This is a genomic window from Streptomyces lonarensis, assembly GCF_012033735.1.
GTDB lineage: Bacteria > Actinomycetota > Actinomycetes > Streptomycetales > Streptomycetaceae > Streptomyces > Streptomyces lonarensis.
In genome coordinates, this window is record NZ_JAAVJD010000156.1 from 1 (window position 1) to 13,016 (window position 13,016).

The window sequence follows — 13,016 nt, forward strand, 5'->3', positions numbered from 1 at the left end:
CCGCTGTCGCGGCGGGTGGTGCGGGTGTCAGCCGACGACCGACAGGATGCGGACGTTGCCGGTACCGGTGGCGGTGCCGCGCTCGTTCAGCAGCCGGACCTCGCCGAAGAACTCACGTCCCTCGGGAGCGCCGGAACCGGGGGTGACCTCGGCACCCACGGTCGCGGTGTCGCCGCCGGCGAGCTCGACGACGGCGTCCTCGTCGACGGTGACGGTGCCGAGCTCCGGGCTGTAGAACACGTCCCGGTAGTCGTACTCGGTGGTGCCGGCCGGCGTCGCGTAGGCGTGCACCTCGACGGTGTACGTGCCGGGCGCGGGGGCGGCGAGCCGCACCCGCTCCTCCGAGCCGCCGGTGGCGCCGGAGCCCACCAGCGTCCCGTTGCGGTAGACGTACAGGTCCAGGTCGGCGGCGGCGTCGGACGGCGAGCCGATGACCGCCTCGAACGAGGAGACGCCGGCACCGATCTCGACGGTGCTGAGCGTCACCCGCTCGTTGTCCGCGATGGACGGGCGGTCGGACTTGGCGGAGCCCAGCTCGCCGCCGGCGAGGGTGCCGGTGATGTCGGCGAAGCCGTTGGTGACGTCCCACTCCACGGCCACGGGCTCACCCGCGGTGGCCTCCTCGACGGTCTGCACCGCCGGGTCGAAGGAGGCGCCGAGCGCGGTGGCGGTCAGCGTGTAGGGGTTGGCCGCCGTCGGGGAGGTGCGGCGCGCGTCCACGGCCAGCTCGTAGACGCCCGGCATCGGGTCGGCGTACGAGCGCAGGTCGGGACGGCAGGTGTTCCGCGGGTCGGAGAAGTTGTTGTAGCAGGAGAACACCGCCTGCTCGTCCATGGGCATGCCCCACGGGCTGATGGTCAGCCAGCGGGTCTGGCTGTTCTCGGCGAGGTCGCCGATGCGGATCTCGAAGGACTCGGCGCCCTCGGGGACCCGCACGAAGTGCGACTCGGGGTTGTTGCGGGGGACGGTGCCCTGGGCGGTGTGCGCGTACTCGGGGGAGGACAGCTCCTCCGGGACGACGACGGTGGCCAGCGCGCGGTGGCTGGAGCCCAGGGTGCGGAAGTCGTGCACCGAGACGATGGCGCTGTGGATGCCGGTGGCACCGGGCTTGGCCTCGACCTTGACGGTCACCGGCTTGTTCAGCGGCATCAGCACGACGCCCAGGCCGCGGAGGCGGAACGTCTTGTCGACGTTCTGCTCCAGCTTCACCTGGTGCAGTACCGGGTGCTTGGGGCCGGAGGTGCGGGTGAAGGTGACGTCGTAGGTCTTGCTCTTGCCCACCGCGGGGCCGGTCTCACGGTCGTAGATGCCGGTGCCTGTGTGCGGGGTGGCGAGGAACTCCGACAGCGCGTGGCTGACGGGCGCCTTCACGTCGTACTGGTACGGCTCGGTCGGCAGGACGATGTGGCGCCAGGCGGCGACGGTGTCCATCAGACCGGAGCCCTGCTGGTAGGCCTGCAGGCCCTTGACCGGCTTGGCGCTGCCGAGGAGGGCGGCGCGCAGCTTGGAGGGGGTGACCTTGATGCCCCACTGCTTGCCCGCGGAGAGCAGCAGCGCGGAGGCGCCGGCGACCTGCGGGGCGGACATCGAGGTGCCGTTGAGCATGCCGTACCCGGCGGGCAGGGTCCAGCCGGCCTCGGGCACGCCGGAGCCGGCCTGCCAGGTCGGGATGGTGTTCACGGCGGCGCCGGGGCCGACGATGTCGGGCTTGAACCCGCCGTCGGAGCGCGGGCCGCGCGAGGAGAACGGGAAGAGCGCGTAGGGGTTCTCCACCGAGGAGCCGTAGTTGGCGGCCCAGGTCTCCTTGGAGACCGCGGCGCCGACGCTGATGACCTTGTCGGCGACGGAGGGGTCGCCGACGGTGTTGGCGCCGGGGCCGCTGTTGCCGGCGGAGATGATGAGCTGGACGCCGTAGGTGTCGATCAGCTCGGCGTACAGCCGCGCGCGGGCGTTGTTGCCGTCGTTGAGCGCGGGCAGGCCTCCGATCGACATGTTGACGATGTCGACGCCGCGGTTGACGACGAGGTCGATCATGCCCTCGGTCAGCGCGGTCGCGGTGCAGCCGCCGCCGAAGACGCAGGCGCGGGAGGAGACGACCTTGGCGCCGGGGGCGGCGCCGTCCATCGCGCCGCCGAACAGGCCGTTGGCCGCGGTGATGCCGGCGACGTGGGTGCCGTGGGCACCGGAGACGATGCCGATGTTGACGAAGTCGGCGGTCTCGCCGATCCAGTCACCGCCGTAGGGGTCCATGGGGACGTCCTCGCGGATCTCCACCACGAACGGGATGGCCTCGGCCACCGGGGTGTCGGGGTTGTCCTCACCGAACAGCCCGAAGTCGAAGTTCTCCTTGTAGGGCTTCATCACCTTGTCGTTGGTGAAGTCGCCGTCGTCGTCGAGGTCGACGATGACGGTGCCCGCCTCCGCGTCGTACAGCAGCGCCCAGCTGCCGTCGGTGCGGCCGTCCCGGTCGAGGTCGCCGTTCATCTCGCCGCCGCGGGTGGCGGACTCCTCGAACAGCGCGACCAGGTAGTCGCCCTCGGGGGCGGTGTAGGTGCGGCCGTCGAACTGGAAGGACGGGCCGGAGACCTCGGTGACCATCGGCCGCCAGGTGCGGTCGTTGTCGACGATCGGGTCGGTCGCGGTGACCGAGTCCACGATCTTGCGCTCGCCGGTGGTGGTCTCCTGGAGCGCGGGGTGCATCAGGTCGACGCCGGTGTCGATGACACCGATGGTGATCCCGCGGCCGTCGGCGCGCGGGTTCTTCTTCACGAAGTCGACGGCGCCGATCTCGTGGGAGGGGTTGTACGGGTTCTTCGCCGGCGTGGAGGCGTCGGGGCCCGGATAGGTGGAGTTGGTGCGCGCGGTCTGCGAACCGGCGGTGTCGACCTTGGGGTCGGGGAGTTCGATCTCCTCGTTGAGGTCGACCGCGTGGACCGCGGAGTTCTTGGTGGCCGATGCGATGGCGGACTCGGCCGATCCGGTGGGGAGTGTCGCCCGCACATAGCCGATGCTGTCCTCGTGGTACCCGACGGAGGCGCCTGCGACGGCCTCCAGTTCCGCGACGACACCGGCGGTCTCACCGGGCTCCGTGGCGATCAGCACGGTCACGTGCTCCTCGCCGGCGGTCTTCGCCTCCGCGAGACGCGTGGCGTCCTCGGCGCCGAACTTGTCGTCGAGCTGCTCGAACGGCTTGTCCGGCACGGCGAGGGGGCTGGTCTCCTCGGCCGCGAAGGCAGGGCTGACGCCGCCCGCTGCGACGGCGGCGACGACGCCGACCGCCAGGGCTGCTCGGGATATGCGTCTCACGCCCGGTGGTGTAGAGGATATGAACGGGGCTGTTCGGGTCATGGCCATCCTTGTTCGCTATCCGGGTGGGGATGGCCGGTAAGCATACGGAAATGGTCCACGAGTGGGGCCGGTTGAGGGAATGTTGTAAGAATGAGATGACGACGCGCGCGCTTTTCCCGCCCTAACTCGGGCGATAGGGACTCCCCTCGGCGCAATTGTTGATCTTGAAAAGCGGGGTGTGCGCCCGGCGTGCCCTGTGCGCCCCCCCGATGCGCCGCCCCCCCGTCCGCCGCCGACGCCGGAGCCGCCGGGGCGCTCGTCCGCCGGCGGCTCCCCGCAGGGCCCCCGCCCCGGTCGGGTCCCGGCGCCGCGCTCAGGGCCCCGCGGACGTGCCGGTCAGCGGGGCAGCACCGTCACGTAGGCGGCCGGCGGCCGGGTGGTCGCCGCCAGCAGCGCCGTCCGCACCATCGACGCACGCAGCCCCGGCTCCTCCGCGACCTGCCGCGGCGTCATCGACACCACCGCCACCCCCAGGCGCTCCAGCGCCTCCCGCCGCTCCCGCGCCACCCGCTCCACCGCCGCGTCACGCCGGGCGGTCCGCGTGTCCAGCCGCACCGCGACCGCGTGATCCGGCCAGTAGGCGTCCACCGACCCCAACTGCGGGCCACCGGGCAGCCGCAGCCGCACGTTCCACAGCGGATCGGGCAGCCCGCCGTCGCGGACCAGGGCCAGCAGCCGGTCCTCCGCCACCCGGCGGCCCGCCGCCACCATCGCACCGATCGCCGCGTCCACGTGGGGCAGCGCGCGCAACCGCGCCCGGCCCAACTCCCGCACCACCGCGGCGGCGTCGCACCGCCCGCTGGTCACCGCCTCCACCAGCACCTCCCGCACCACAGCCGGGTCCGTCGGCGGGGCCACCGCGTCGGCGACCGCCCAGGTCGGCGGTGCCAGCGCGAAACCGTCGACCGCCACCGGCCGCGGCAGCCGACCGCAGCGGGTGACCCCGACCCGGCCCGTCGCCGCCAACGGCGACGCGTGCGGCACCAGCAGGTCCGCCCGGTCCAGCAGCGCGGGCCGCGGCGCCGACCGGAAGCCGTACAGCGCCAGCGCCGACATCCCCGTCAGCAGCGCCGGCTGCTCCCCGGCCTCGGCGCCGCCCTCGGCCTCCGCGTAGCGCCGCGCGGCCAGCAGGAGTTCCTCCCCGCGCGGCGCCGCGTCGTGCAGCAGGAACACCCCCGGCGCGGGCTGCTGCCAGTCGCCGCCCGGCGCGCTGCGCCGCCGGGCCTCGGCGGCGCTCACCCCGTGCGCGTGCAGATCCCGCAGCGTCATGACCCGGTGCCAGGCGTCGGCGGGCAGCCGGTGCGGACGGTGCGAGAGCGAAGCGTCGTGAGTCATGGCTCGGTGATGCCCATTGCTGCACGGTCCGTCACCTCCGTTACACGCCTGTCGAAGAACCGGGACACAACGGGTCTCAAGTGGCGAGGCCGGTGCGCCGAGGACACACCGGTCACGGGGCCGCTCCCGGCCCGGCGCCGGGTGCCTCGCCCAGCGCGCCGCGGCGGGTCGGACTCGCCGCGGGCCGGCCACCGCACCCCGTGCGACGACCGGCCCGCGCCGGGCAGCGGCTCAGCGCCCCGCGGCGTCCCGCTCCCGGCCCCGCAACCCGCGCGCCAGGTCGTCCCGCGCCTCCAGCACCAGGCGACGCAGCGCCGGCGGCGCCTCCGGGTTGCCGTCGAGCCAGGCGTCGGCCGCGTCCAGTGCCGGACGGCCCTGCGCGTCCGGGAACAGCCCGCGCACCACCGACATCCCCGTCTCGATCGACCGCTCGGCCCACACCCGGCCGATCACCTCGAAGTACCGCTGCGCGTACGGCGCCTGCAACGCGGCCTGGCCCGGCCGGGCGAACCCCTCGATCGTCGCCTCCAGCAGCGCGTTGGAGAGCGTGTCACCCTCCACCGCCACCTGCCACGCACGCGCCTTCACCTCCGCGTCGGGCCGCGCGGTGAGCGCGCGCGTGTGGTGCCGTGCGCCCGAGGCGGTGCTGTCCCGGGCCAGCTCCTCGTCGAGGCGGGCCGCGTCGGCCCGGCCCGCCGACGCGAGCGTCAGCAGGAACCGCCAGCGCAGCTCCTGGTCCACCGCCAGCCCGGGGACCTCGCCCGAGCCGTCGAGCAGCGACGCCAGCAGCTGGAGCTCGGCCGGGGCCGAGGCCACTCGGGCGAGGAACCGCGCCCAGGCCAACTGCTGGTCACTGCCCGGCTCCGCCCGCCGCAGCTCCGTGAGCGCCGACTGCGCCAGCTCCGCGGCGGCCGACCCCTGCCGCTCCGGCGCGCTGTAGTGGTGCAGCGCCGACTCGGCCCAGGCGTGCACCATCTGGAGCACCCCGATCTCCGACTCGCGCCCGGCGAACCGGCGGACCAGCGTGAGGAAGTCCGTCGCCGGCATCAGCCCGTCGCGCGTGAGGTTCCACACCGCCGACCAGCACAGCGCCCGCGCCAGCGGGTCCTCGACGTCGCCGAGGTGGTCGCGCAGCGTCGCCAGCGACCGCTCGTCGAACCGCGTCTTGCAGAACGTCAGGTCCTCGTCGTTGACCAGCACCAGGTCGGGCCGTTCCGCGCCCACCAGCTCCGGCACCGCGCTGCGCACCCCGGAGACGTCCGTCTCGCACTGCGCGTACCGGCGCAGCGCCCCGTCGGCCGGGTCGCGCCGGTACAGGCCGACGGCGACCCGGTGCGGACGCAGCTCCTCGCCGCGGGCCGCGGGCAGCGCACGCTCCGCCGGGACTGGCGGCTCCTGGAGCACCGACAGCTCCGTCACCCGGCCCTCGGCGTCGCACACCACCTGCGGGGTGAGGGTGTTGACGCCGGAGGTCTGCAGCCAGGATTTCGCCCAGCCCGCCATGTCGCGCCCCGAGACCTCCTCCAGCACCGACAGCAGGTCCGCCAGGGTGGTGTTGCCCCAGGCGTGGCGCTGGAAGTACCGGCGCGCCCCCTCCAGGAAGGCGTCCCGCCCCACGTACGCCACCAGCTGCTTGAGCACCGAGGCGCCCTTGGCGTAGGTGATGCCGTCGAAGTTGAGCTTGGCGTCCTCCAGGTCGCGGATGTCCGCGGTGACCGGGTGGGTCGACGGCAGCTGGTCCGCGCGGTACGCCCACGCCTTGCGGCGGTTGGCGAAGGTGATCCACCCGCTGCTGAACCGGGTCGACTCCACCAGCGAGAACGCCCCCATGAAGTCGGCGAACGACTCCTTCAGCCACAGGTCGTCCCACCACTCCATGGTGACCAGGTCGCCGAACCACATGTGCGCCATCTCGTGGAGCAGCGTGTTGGCCCGGCCCTGGTACGCCGCGTCGGTGGTGCGCCCCCGGAAGACGTACTCCTCCGTGAAGGTGACGCACCCCGGGTTCTCCATGGCGCCCAGGTTGTACTCCGGCACGAACGCCTGGTCGTACTTGCCGAACGGGTACGGGAAGCCGAAGTGGTCGTGGAAGAAGTCCAGGCCGCGCTTGGTGGTGTCGAAGATCTCCGCCGCGTCGAAGTGCGGTGCCAGACCCTTGCGGCACAGCGCGCCCAGCGGCACCTCCAGCGTCGAACCGTCGGGCAGCTGCCGGGACCAGTGGTCCGTCTCGTGGTGGTACGGGCCGGCCAGCACCGTCGTGATGTAGGTGGAGATCGGCCGCGTCGTCGCGAAGGTTCGCGTGGCGCCCGAGCCGTCGGCCAGCTCCCGCCGACCGGTCTCGGCGCCGTTCGACAGCACCGTCCAGTGCGAGGGCGCGGTCACCGAGAAGTCGAACGGCGCCTTCAGGTCCGGCTGCTCGAAGGTGGCGAAGACCCGGCGGGCGTCGGCCGGCTCGTACTGCGTGTACAGGTACACCTCGCCGTCCTCCGGGTCGGTGAAGTGGTGCATCCCCTCGCCGGTCCGGCTGAAGGCGCACCGGGCGTCCACCACCAGCTCGTTCTCCTCGGCGAGCGACGGCAGCCGCACCCGCGTCCCGTCGAAGACGCGGTCCGCGTTGAGCGGTTCCCCGTTGAGGGTGACGGAGTGGACGTGCGGCGCCACCAGGTCGGCGAAGCTGTCCGCGCCCGGCTCGGCGCACGAGAACCGGATGGTCGTCGTGGAGCGGAAGGTGCGCGGACCGGACGCCGGCGGCGGCTCCGTCGCCGAGCGCAGGTCCAGCGAGACCTGGTACCCGTGAACGGTCAGCAGGCGGGCACGCTCACGCGCCTCCTCGCGGGTCAGGTTCTCTCCTGGCACGGCTCGGCTCCCTCGTCTAGGCGGTGGCCGCCGCCCCGGCCCCGCGCGCGGGCGCTCGGTCACGGGGCGGGACCGGCTCGGCAGCGGCCGGATCAGGACACACGGTACGGCCCGCGGGCCGCCCCGCGCGGCTCCGGGGGCGCAGGCGCGCCCCCGTGGGACGGAATGCCCGCGCGCCCCGGCACGTTGGCCCGTACGTTGTCCACCCGACGTCACCGTCCGCCCGAGGAGGGCCCCGCATGTCCGAGCGCACCACCCCCGTGACCGCCGACTTCTGGTTCGACCCCATGTGCCCGTGGGCGTGGATGACCTCCCGCTGGATGCTGGAGGTGGAGAAGGTCCGTCCGGTGAAGGTCCGCTGGAACGTCATGAGCCTGTCGGTCCTCAACGAGAACCGCGAGGAACTGCCCGAGAAGTACCGCACCCTGATGGCCGAGGGCTGGGGCCCGGTCCGGGTCGCGATCGCCGTCGACCAGGCCCACGGCCAGGAGGCGCTCGCCCGCTACTACACCGCCATCGGTACCCGCATCCACCCCGGCGGCGAGAAGGACTTCACCGCCGCGATCACCGGCGCCCTCGCCGACGCCGAGCTGCCCGCCGAGCTCGCCGCCGCCGCCGACAGCGAGGAGTACGACGAGGCGCTGCGCGCCTCCCACAGCGCCGGCATCGACCTCGTCGGCCAGGACGTCGGCACCCCGGTCATCGCCGTCCCCGGCCCCGACGGCGACCAGGTCGCCTTCTTCGGACCCGTCGTCACCCCCGCGCCGCGCGGGGAGGCCGCCGCACGGCTGTGGGACGGCACCCTGCTCGTCGCCTCCACCCCCGGCTTCTACGAGCTGAAGCGCACCCGGACCCAGGGCCCCGTCTTCGACTGACGCACCCCGGGCCGCGGCGCAGCCGCGAAGGGGCCCGGTGGCGCGCCCTCACGGGCGGCCCACCGGGCCCCTTTCGTACCGCTGTACCGCTGCACCGGCCCGTTCTCCCCTCACGGGGGCGGGCCGGCGGCGGTCACGGCGCCAGCAGCAGGGTGTTCGCGCGCTGCTTGGCGGCGGTGTAGCGGGCAGCGACGTCCTGCCAGTTCACCACGCGCCACATCGCCTCGACGAAGTCGACCTTCTGGTTGCGGTACTGCAGGTAGAAGGCGTGCTCCCAGGCGTCGAAGACCAGGATCGGGACCGAGCCCTGGCCGACGTTGCCCTGGTGGTCGTAGACCTGCTCGACGACGAGGCGACCGCTGACCGGCTCGAACGCCAGCACGCCCCAGCCGGAGCCCTGGGTGGTGGCGGAGGCCTTGGACAGCTGCGCCTTGAAACGCGCGAACGAACCGAAGGACTCGGCGATCGCGTCGGCCAGCTCCCCGGTGCCGTCCTTCTCCAGCGGCTCGCCGCCGCCGTCACCGGTCATGTTCTGCCAGTAAATGGAGTGCAGGATATGGCCGGAGAGGTGGAACGCGAGGTTCTTCTCCAGGCCGTTGATGTTGCCCCAGCTGTCGGTGGCGCGCGCCTCCTCGAGCTGCTCAAGGGTGTCGTTGGCGCCCTTCACATAAGCGGCGTGGTGCTTGTCGTGGTGCAGCTCGATGATCTCGCCGCTGATGACGGGCTCGAGAGCCACGTAGTCATAGGGGAGCTCAGGGAGAGAGTAGACAGCCATGTCGGTAACCCTTCGACGGCGTTCATGCGCAGCGTGCCTTTTATGCGTATCGCTTGCCCCGGAAGGCTAACAGTAATGATCTCCACCGACCGCGCGACCCCACGGCGGCCGACCGGGGGGTGAACACCGTGTCAGGGCAACAGCCGACCCTATGAATCCCGGCCCGGTCTGTTGTCGCCGCTCGCCGAAGACCACTCGTACGACTGCCTGCTTTAGTGGGTATTCCCGTCCTACCGAGCCAGGAGACTCGTATGAGTACAGCCGCTGTCGCCACCCGGCCGGGCGCGGTCCTCGCGGACCTGCTGCCGGCGCGTTCCGTCCCGAGCACCCGTGTCCGCGACGTCGCCCTCGTCGTGGGCGGTGCCGTTCTCACCGGCGTCGCCGCGCAGGTCGCGCTGCCCGTGCCCGGTTCGCCCGTCCCCGTCACCGGCCAGACCTTCGCGGTCCTGCTGGTCGCCCTCGCGTTCGGCCCCATGCGGGCCCTGCTGTCCATGCTGCTCTACCTGGCCGTCGGCATGGCCGGCATGCCGTGGTTCACCGACGGCACCGCCGGCTACGCCTTCCCCAGCCTCGGCTACGTCCTCGGCTTCCTGCTCGCCGCGCTGGTCGTCGGGAACCTCGCCCGCCGCGGTGGGGACCGCACCCCGCTGCGCACCGCCGGCACCATGGCCGCCGGCAGCCTCTCCATCTACGCCGTCGGCGTGCCCTACCTGGCCCTGTCGACCGGCATGTCCGCCACCGAGGCGATGGCCGCCGGCCTCGTCCCCTTCCTCATCGGCGACGCCCTCAAGGCCGCGCTGGCGATGGGCGCCGTGCCCGCCGTCTGGAAGCTGCTGGGCCGCCGCGACAGCTGACCGGAAGCCGGCCGGCCGCGCCCGAGCGGCCCGACCGGCCCTACCACGACCGCCCGCCCCGTCCGTCCCGGCGCCCGCCCGGGGCAGGACCGGGCGGGCGGTCGTGTCAGACTCGTTGCCATGCGCGTCTACCTCGGCTCCGACCACGCCGGCTACGAACTCAAGAACCACCTGGCGGACTGGCTGACCCGAAACGGTCACGAGCCCGTCGACTGCGGCCCGCACATCTACGACGCACTCGACGACTACCCGCCGTTCTGCCTGCGCGCCGCTGAGCGCACCGCCGCCGACCCCGAGGCGCTCGGTGTCGTCATCGGCGGCTCCGGCAACGGCGAGGCCATCGCCGCCAACAAGGTCCGCGGCGTGCGCTGCGCCCTCGCCTGGAGCGAGGAGACCGCCCGGCTGGGCCGCCAGCACAACAACGCCAACGTCGTCGCCGTCGGCGCCCGGATGCACAGCCTGGACGAGGCCACCGCCCTCGTCGCGGCCTTCCTCGCCACCCCCTACTCCGACGAGGACCGGCACACCCGCCGCATCGACATGCTGACCGCCTACGAGAACGACGGCGTGCTGCCGCCCGTTCCCGCCCACCACCCGCAGGGCTGATGCCCGAGGGACACACGATCCACCGGCTCGCCGCCGACCTGCACGCCCGGTTCACCGGTGCGGTGGTGTCGGCGTCGAGTCCGCAGGGCCGCTTCGCCGACAGCGCGGCCCTGGTGGACGGGCACCGCATGACGGGGACCGAGGCGCACGGCAAGCACCTCTTCCTCGGTTTCGACGCGGCCAGGCCCGGCGGCGCCGGTGCGGGCCCCGCCGGCACCCGGTGGGTCCACATTCACCTGGGTCTCTACGGCAAGTTCACCGTCCGTGACGGCGAGGCACCGCCGCCGCGCGGCCAGATACGGCTGCGCCTCACCGACGAGGGGCACTACGCGGACCTCCGCGGCCCCAACACCTGTGAGCTCATCACCCGCGGCGAGAAGCAGCAGCTCCACCAGCGGCTGGGCCCCGACCCGCTGCGCGAGGACGGCGACCCCGCCGTCGCCTACGAGCGACTCGCCCGCAGCTCGGTGGCGGTCGGCGCGCTGCTCCTGGACCAGAAGATCATCGCCGGGGTGGGCAACATCTACCGCGCGGAGGTGCTGTTCCGCCACGGGGTGGACCCCTACCTGCCGGCCAAGCTGCTGCCCCGGCGGACCTGGGACGAGATGTGGCGGGACCTCACCGAGCTGATGGCCGCCGGGGTCGCCGCCAAGCGCATCGACACCGTGCGGCCCGAGCACACCCCCGAGGCGATGAACCGCGAGCCGCGGGTCGACGGCCACGGGGGTGAGGTCTACGTCTACCGGCGCGCGCACCGCACGTGCCTGATCTGCGGCACGCCGGTGCGCACCGCGGAGATGTTCGGGCGCAACCTGTTCTGGTGCCCCACCTGCCAGCCGGCGCACGCCCCGGCGGCCGAGGCGGGCTCCCGCCGCAGCTGAGCCCGGGGAGCCCCGGGCGTGCCCCCGGAGCGTGCGCCGGTGTCCGCGCGCCCCGGGGCCGGGGCGCTGTCCCGCCCCTGAGCCGTCCCGCCCCCGGAGCTGTCCCGGCCCCCGGCGCCGTGCCGGGTCAGCCGCCGTCGGTCAGCCGCCGCACCGCCGACACCAGCCGGTCCACGTGCTCCACCGGCGTCCCCGCACCGAAGCTGACCCGGACGGCCTGCACCGGCGCGTCGTCGCAGCCCCCCGCCTCCGGGCCCGGCACCGCCGCGTCGCCCTCGGCCAGCAGACTCCGCAGCAGCGGGTGCGCGCAGAACAACCCGGCCCGCACACCGATGCCGAACTCGTCCGACAGCCGCCGCGCGAACTCCGCGCTGTCGTGGCCCTCCACCACGAACGACACCACCGCGACCCGTTCCGCCCCGGGCCCGAACAGCGACAGTTCACGGATGGCCGGCACCGACGCCAGCCCCTGCCGCAGCCGCCGCAGCAGCGCCTGCTCGTGCGCGGTCACCGCCGCGTACCCGACCTCGGACAGCGCGCGGCACGCCGCCGCCAGCGCGTGCACCCCGACGACATTGGGCGAACCGGCCTCGTGCCGCGCCGGGCCCTGCTGCCACACCGGCACCAGCCCGTCGACCGCGCCGCCGTCCACCCGCAGCGAGGCGCCGCCGCCCGCCAGGTACGGCTCGGCGGCGTCCAACCAGTCGGCGCGCCCCGCCAGCACCCCGGCACCGAACGGCGCGTAGACCTTGTGGCCGGAGAACGCCACCCAGTCGACGCCGAGTTCCGCGACATCCACCGCACGGTGCGGCACCAGCTGCGCGGCGTCCAGCACCGTACGGGCGCCGTACTCCCGCGCCACCTCGGCGAGTTCGGCCACCGGCCACAGCTCGCCGGTCACGTTGGAGGCGCCGGTCACGCACAGCAGCGCGGGCCGCCCGGCGGGCAGCTCCCGCAGCGCCGCGGCGGCGACCGCCACCGCGTCGCCCGGCGAGGCGGGGGCGGGCAGTGTCACGACGCGGTGGCCGCGGTGCTCCCACGGCAGCAGCGCCGCGTGGTGCTCGGTCTCGAAGACCAGCACCGTGCAGTCGGCCGGCAGCGCGGCCGCCAGCAGGTTGAGCGAGTCGGTCGTGGACCGGGTGAAGACCACCTGGTCGTCCGGGCGGCAGCCGAGGAACGCCGCCACATCCCGGCGGTCCCGCTCGAACAGCTCGGTGGAGAGCCGGGAGAGGTGGCCCGCGCCCCGGTGCACGCTGCCGTACTGCGGCAGGTAGGCGACGACCGCCTCCTGGACGGCGCGCGCCGCCGGCGCGCTGGCCGCCAGGTCGAGCGCGGCGTACGGGGCCTCCCCGCCGCCGGTCAACGGCGCCCGGACGTCGTCCCCGAGCACCGCGAGCGGCGGCGGCGGACAGGCGTCCGGCTCCGCGTCCGGCGTGACGGCGGCGGCAGCGGCGTCTGCGGCGGCCGGGGTGCCGCAGGCCACGGC

9 protein-coding genes are annotated in these 13,016 nt (G+C 73.7%); 4 read left to right on the forward strand and 5 right to left on the reverse strand.

What is annotated here, in order from left to right; translation table 11 throughout:
• Positions 1–27 precede the first annotated feature (27 nt).
• The 3 genes from HCN56_RS17790 to pepN form a co-directional block, all read right to left on the reverse strand.
• Positions 28–3,354 carry a S8 family serine peptidase gene (locus HCN56_RS17790; RefSeq protein ID WP_167972333.1) on the reverse strand — a complete coding sequence of 1,109 codons (3,327 nt, stop codon included), beginning with the start codon at positions 3,352–3,354 and terminating at the stop codon, positions 28–30.
• Positions 3,355–3,684: 330 nt separating this feature from the next.
• On the reverse strand, positions 3,685–4,683 hold the full coding sequence (locus HCN56_RS17795) for a hypothetical protein (RefSeq protein ID WP_167972335.1): 999 nt from the start codon (positions 4,681–4,683) through the stop codon (positions 3,685–3,687).
• Between the two features lie 231 nt (positions 4,684–4,914).
• A complete protein-coding gene (pepN, locus tag HCN56_RS17800) occupies positions 4,915–7,539 on the reverse strand; it encodes an aminopeptidase N (protein ID WP_167972337.1) in 2,625 nt (874 codons plus the stop codon).
• A gap of 239 nt (positions 7,540–7,778) precedes the next feature.
• Between pepN and HCN56_RS17805 the strand changes: the two genes are divergently transcribed.
• Positions 7,779–8,414 carry a mycothiol-dependent nitroreductase Rv2466c family protein gene (locus HCN56_RS17805; RefSeq protein WP_167972339.1) on the forward strand — a complete coding sequence of 212 codons (636 nt, stop codon included), beginning with the start codon at positions 7,779–7,781 and terminating at the stop codon, positions 8,412–8,414.
• Positions 8,415–8,547: 133 nt separating this feature from the next.
• On the opposite strand, the gene HCN56_RS17810 is transcribed toward HCN56_RS17805, so the two are convergent.
• Positions 8,548–9,189 carry a superoxide dismutase gene (locus HCN56_RS17810; RefSeq protein ID WP_167972341.1) on the reverse strand — a complete coding sequence of 214 codons (642 nt, stop codon included), beginning with the start codon at positions 9,187–9,189 and terminating at the stop codon, positions 8,548–8,550.
• 251 nt (positions 9,190–9,440) lie between these two features.
• On the opposite strand from HCN56_RS17810, the gene HCN56_RS17815 reads away from it, so the two are divergent.
• The 3 genes from HCN56_RS17815 to HCN56_RS17825 all read left to right on the forward strand — a co-directional run bounded on the left by HCN56_RS17815 (position 9,441) and on the right by HCN56_RS17825 (position 11,530).
• Positions 9,441–10,043, forward strand: a complete 603-nt coding sequence (locus HCN56_RS17815) for a biotin transporter BioY (protein WP_167972343.1) — start codon at positions 9,441–9,443, stop codon at positions 10,041–10,043.
• A 120-nt stretch (positions 10,044–10,163) separates the two neighbouring features.
• Complete coding sequence (locus tag HCN56_RS17820) at positions 10,164–10,649, forward strand: ribose-5-phosphate isomerase (RefSeq protein WP_167972345.1); 486 nt, start codon at positions 10,164–10,166, stop codon at positions 10,647–10,649.
• Positions 10,649–11,530, forward strand: a complete 882-nt coding sequence (locus HCN56_RS17825; RefSeq protein WP_167972347.1) for an Fpg/Nei family DNA glycosylase — start codon at positions 10,649–10,651, stop codon at positions 11,528–11,530. The genes HCN56_RS17820 and HCN56_RS17825 overlap by 1 nt, the downstream gene beginning before the upstream one ends.
• 127 nt (positions 11,531–11,657) lie before the next feature.
• Here HCN56_RS17825 and HCN56_RS17830 read toward each other — a convergent pair whose 3' ends face one another.
• Positions 11,658–13,013 (reverse strand): aminotransferase class V-fold PLP-dependent enzyme, encoded by a 1,356-nt coding sequence (locus tag HCN56_RS17830; RefSeq protein WP_167972349.1) that lies wholly within the window; start codon positions 13,011–13,013, stop codon positions 11,658–11,660.
• Between the last annotated feature and the right edge of the window lie 3 nt (positions 13,014–13,016).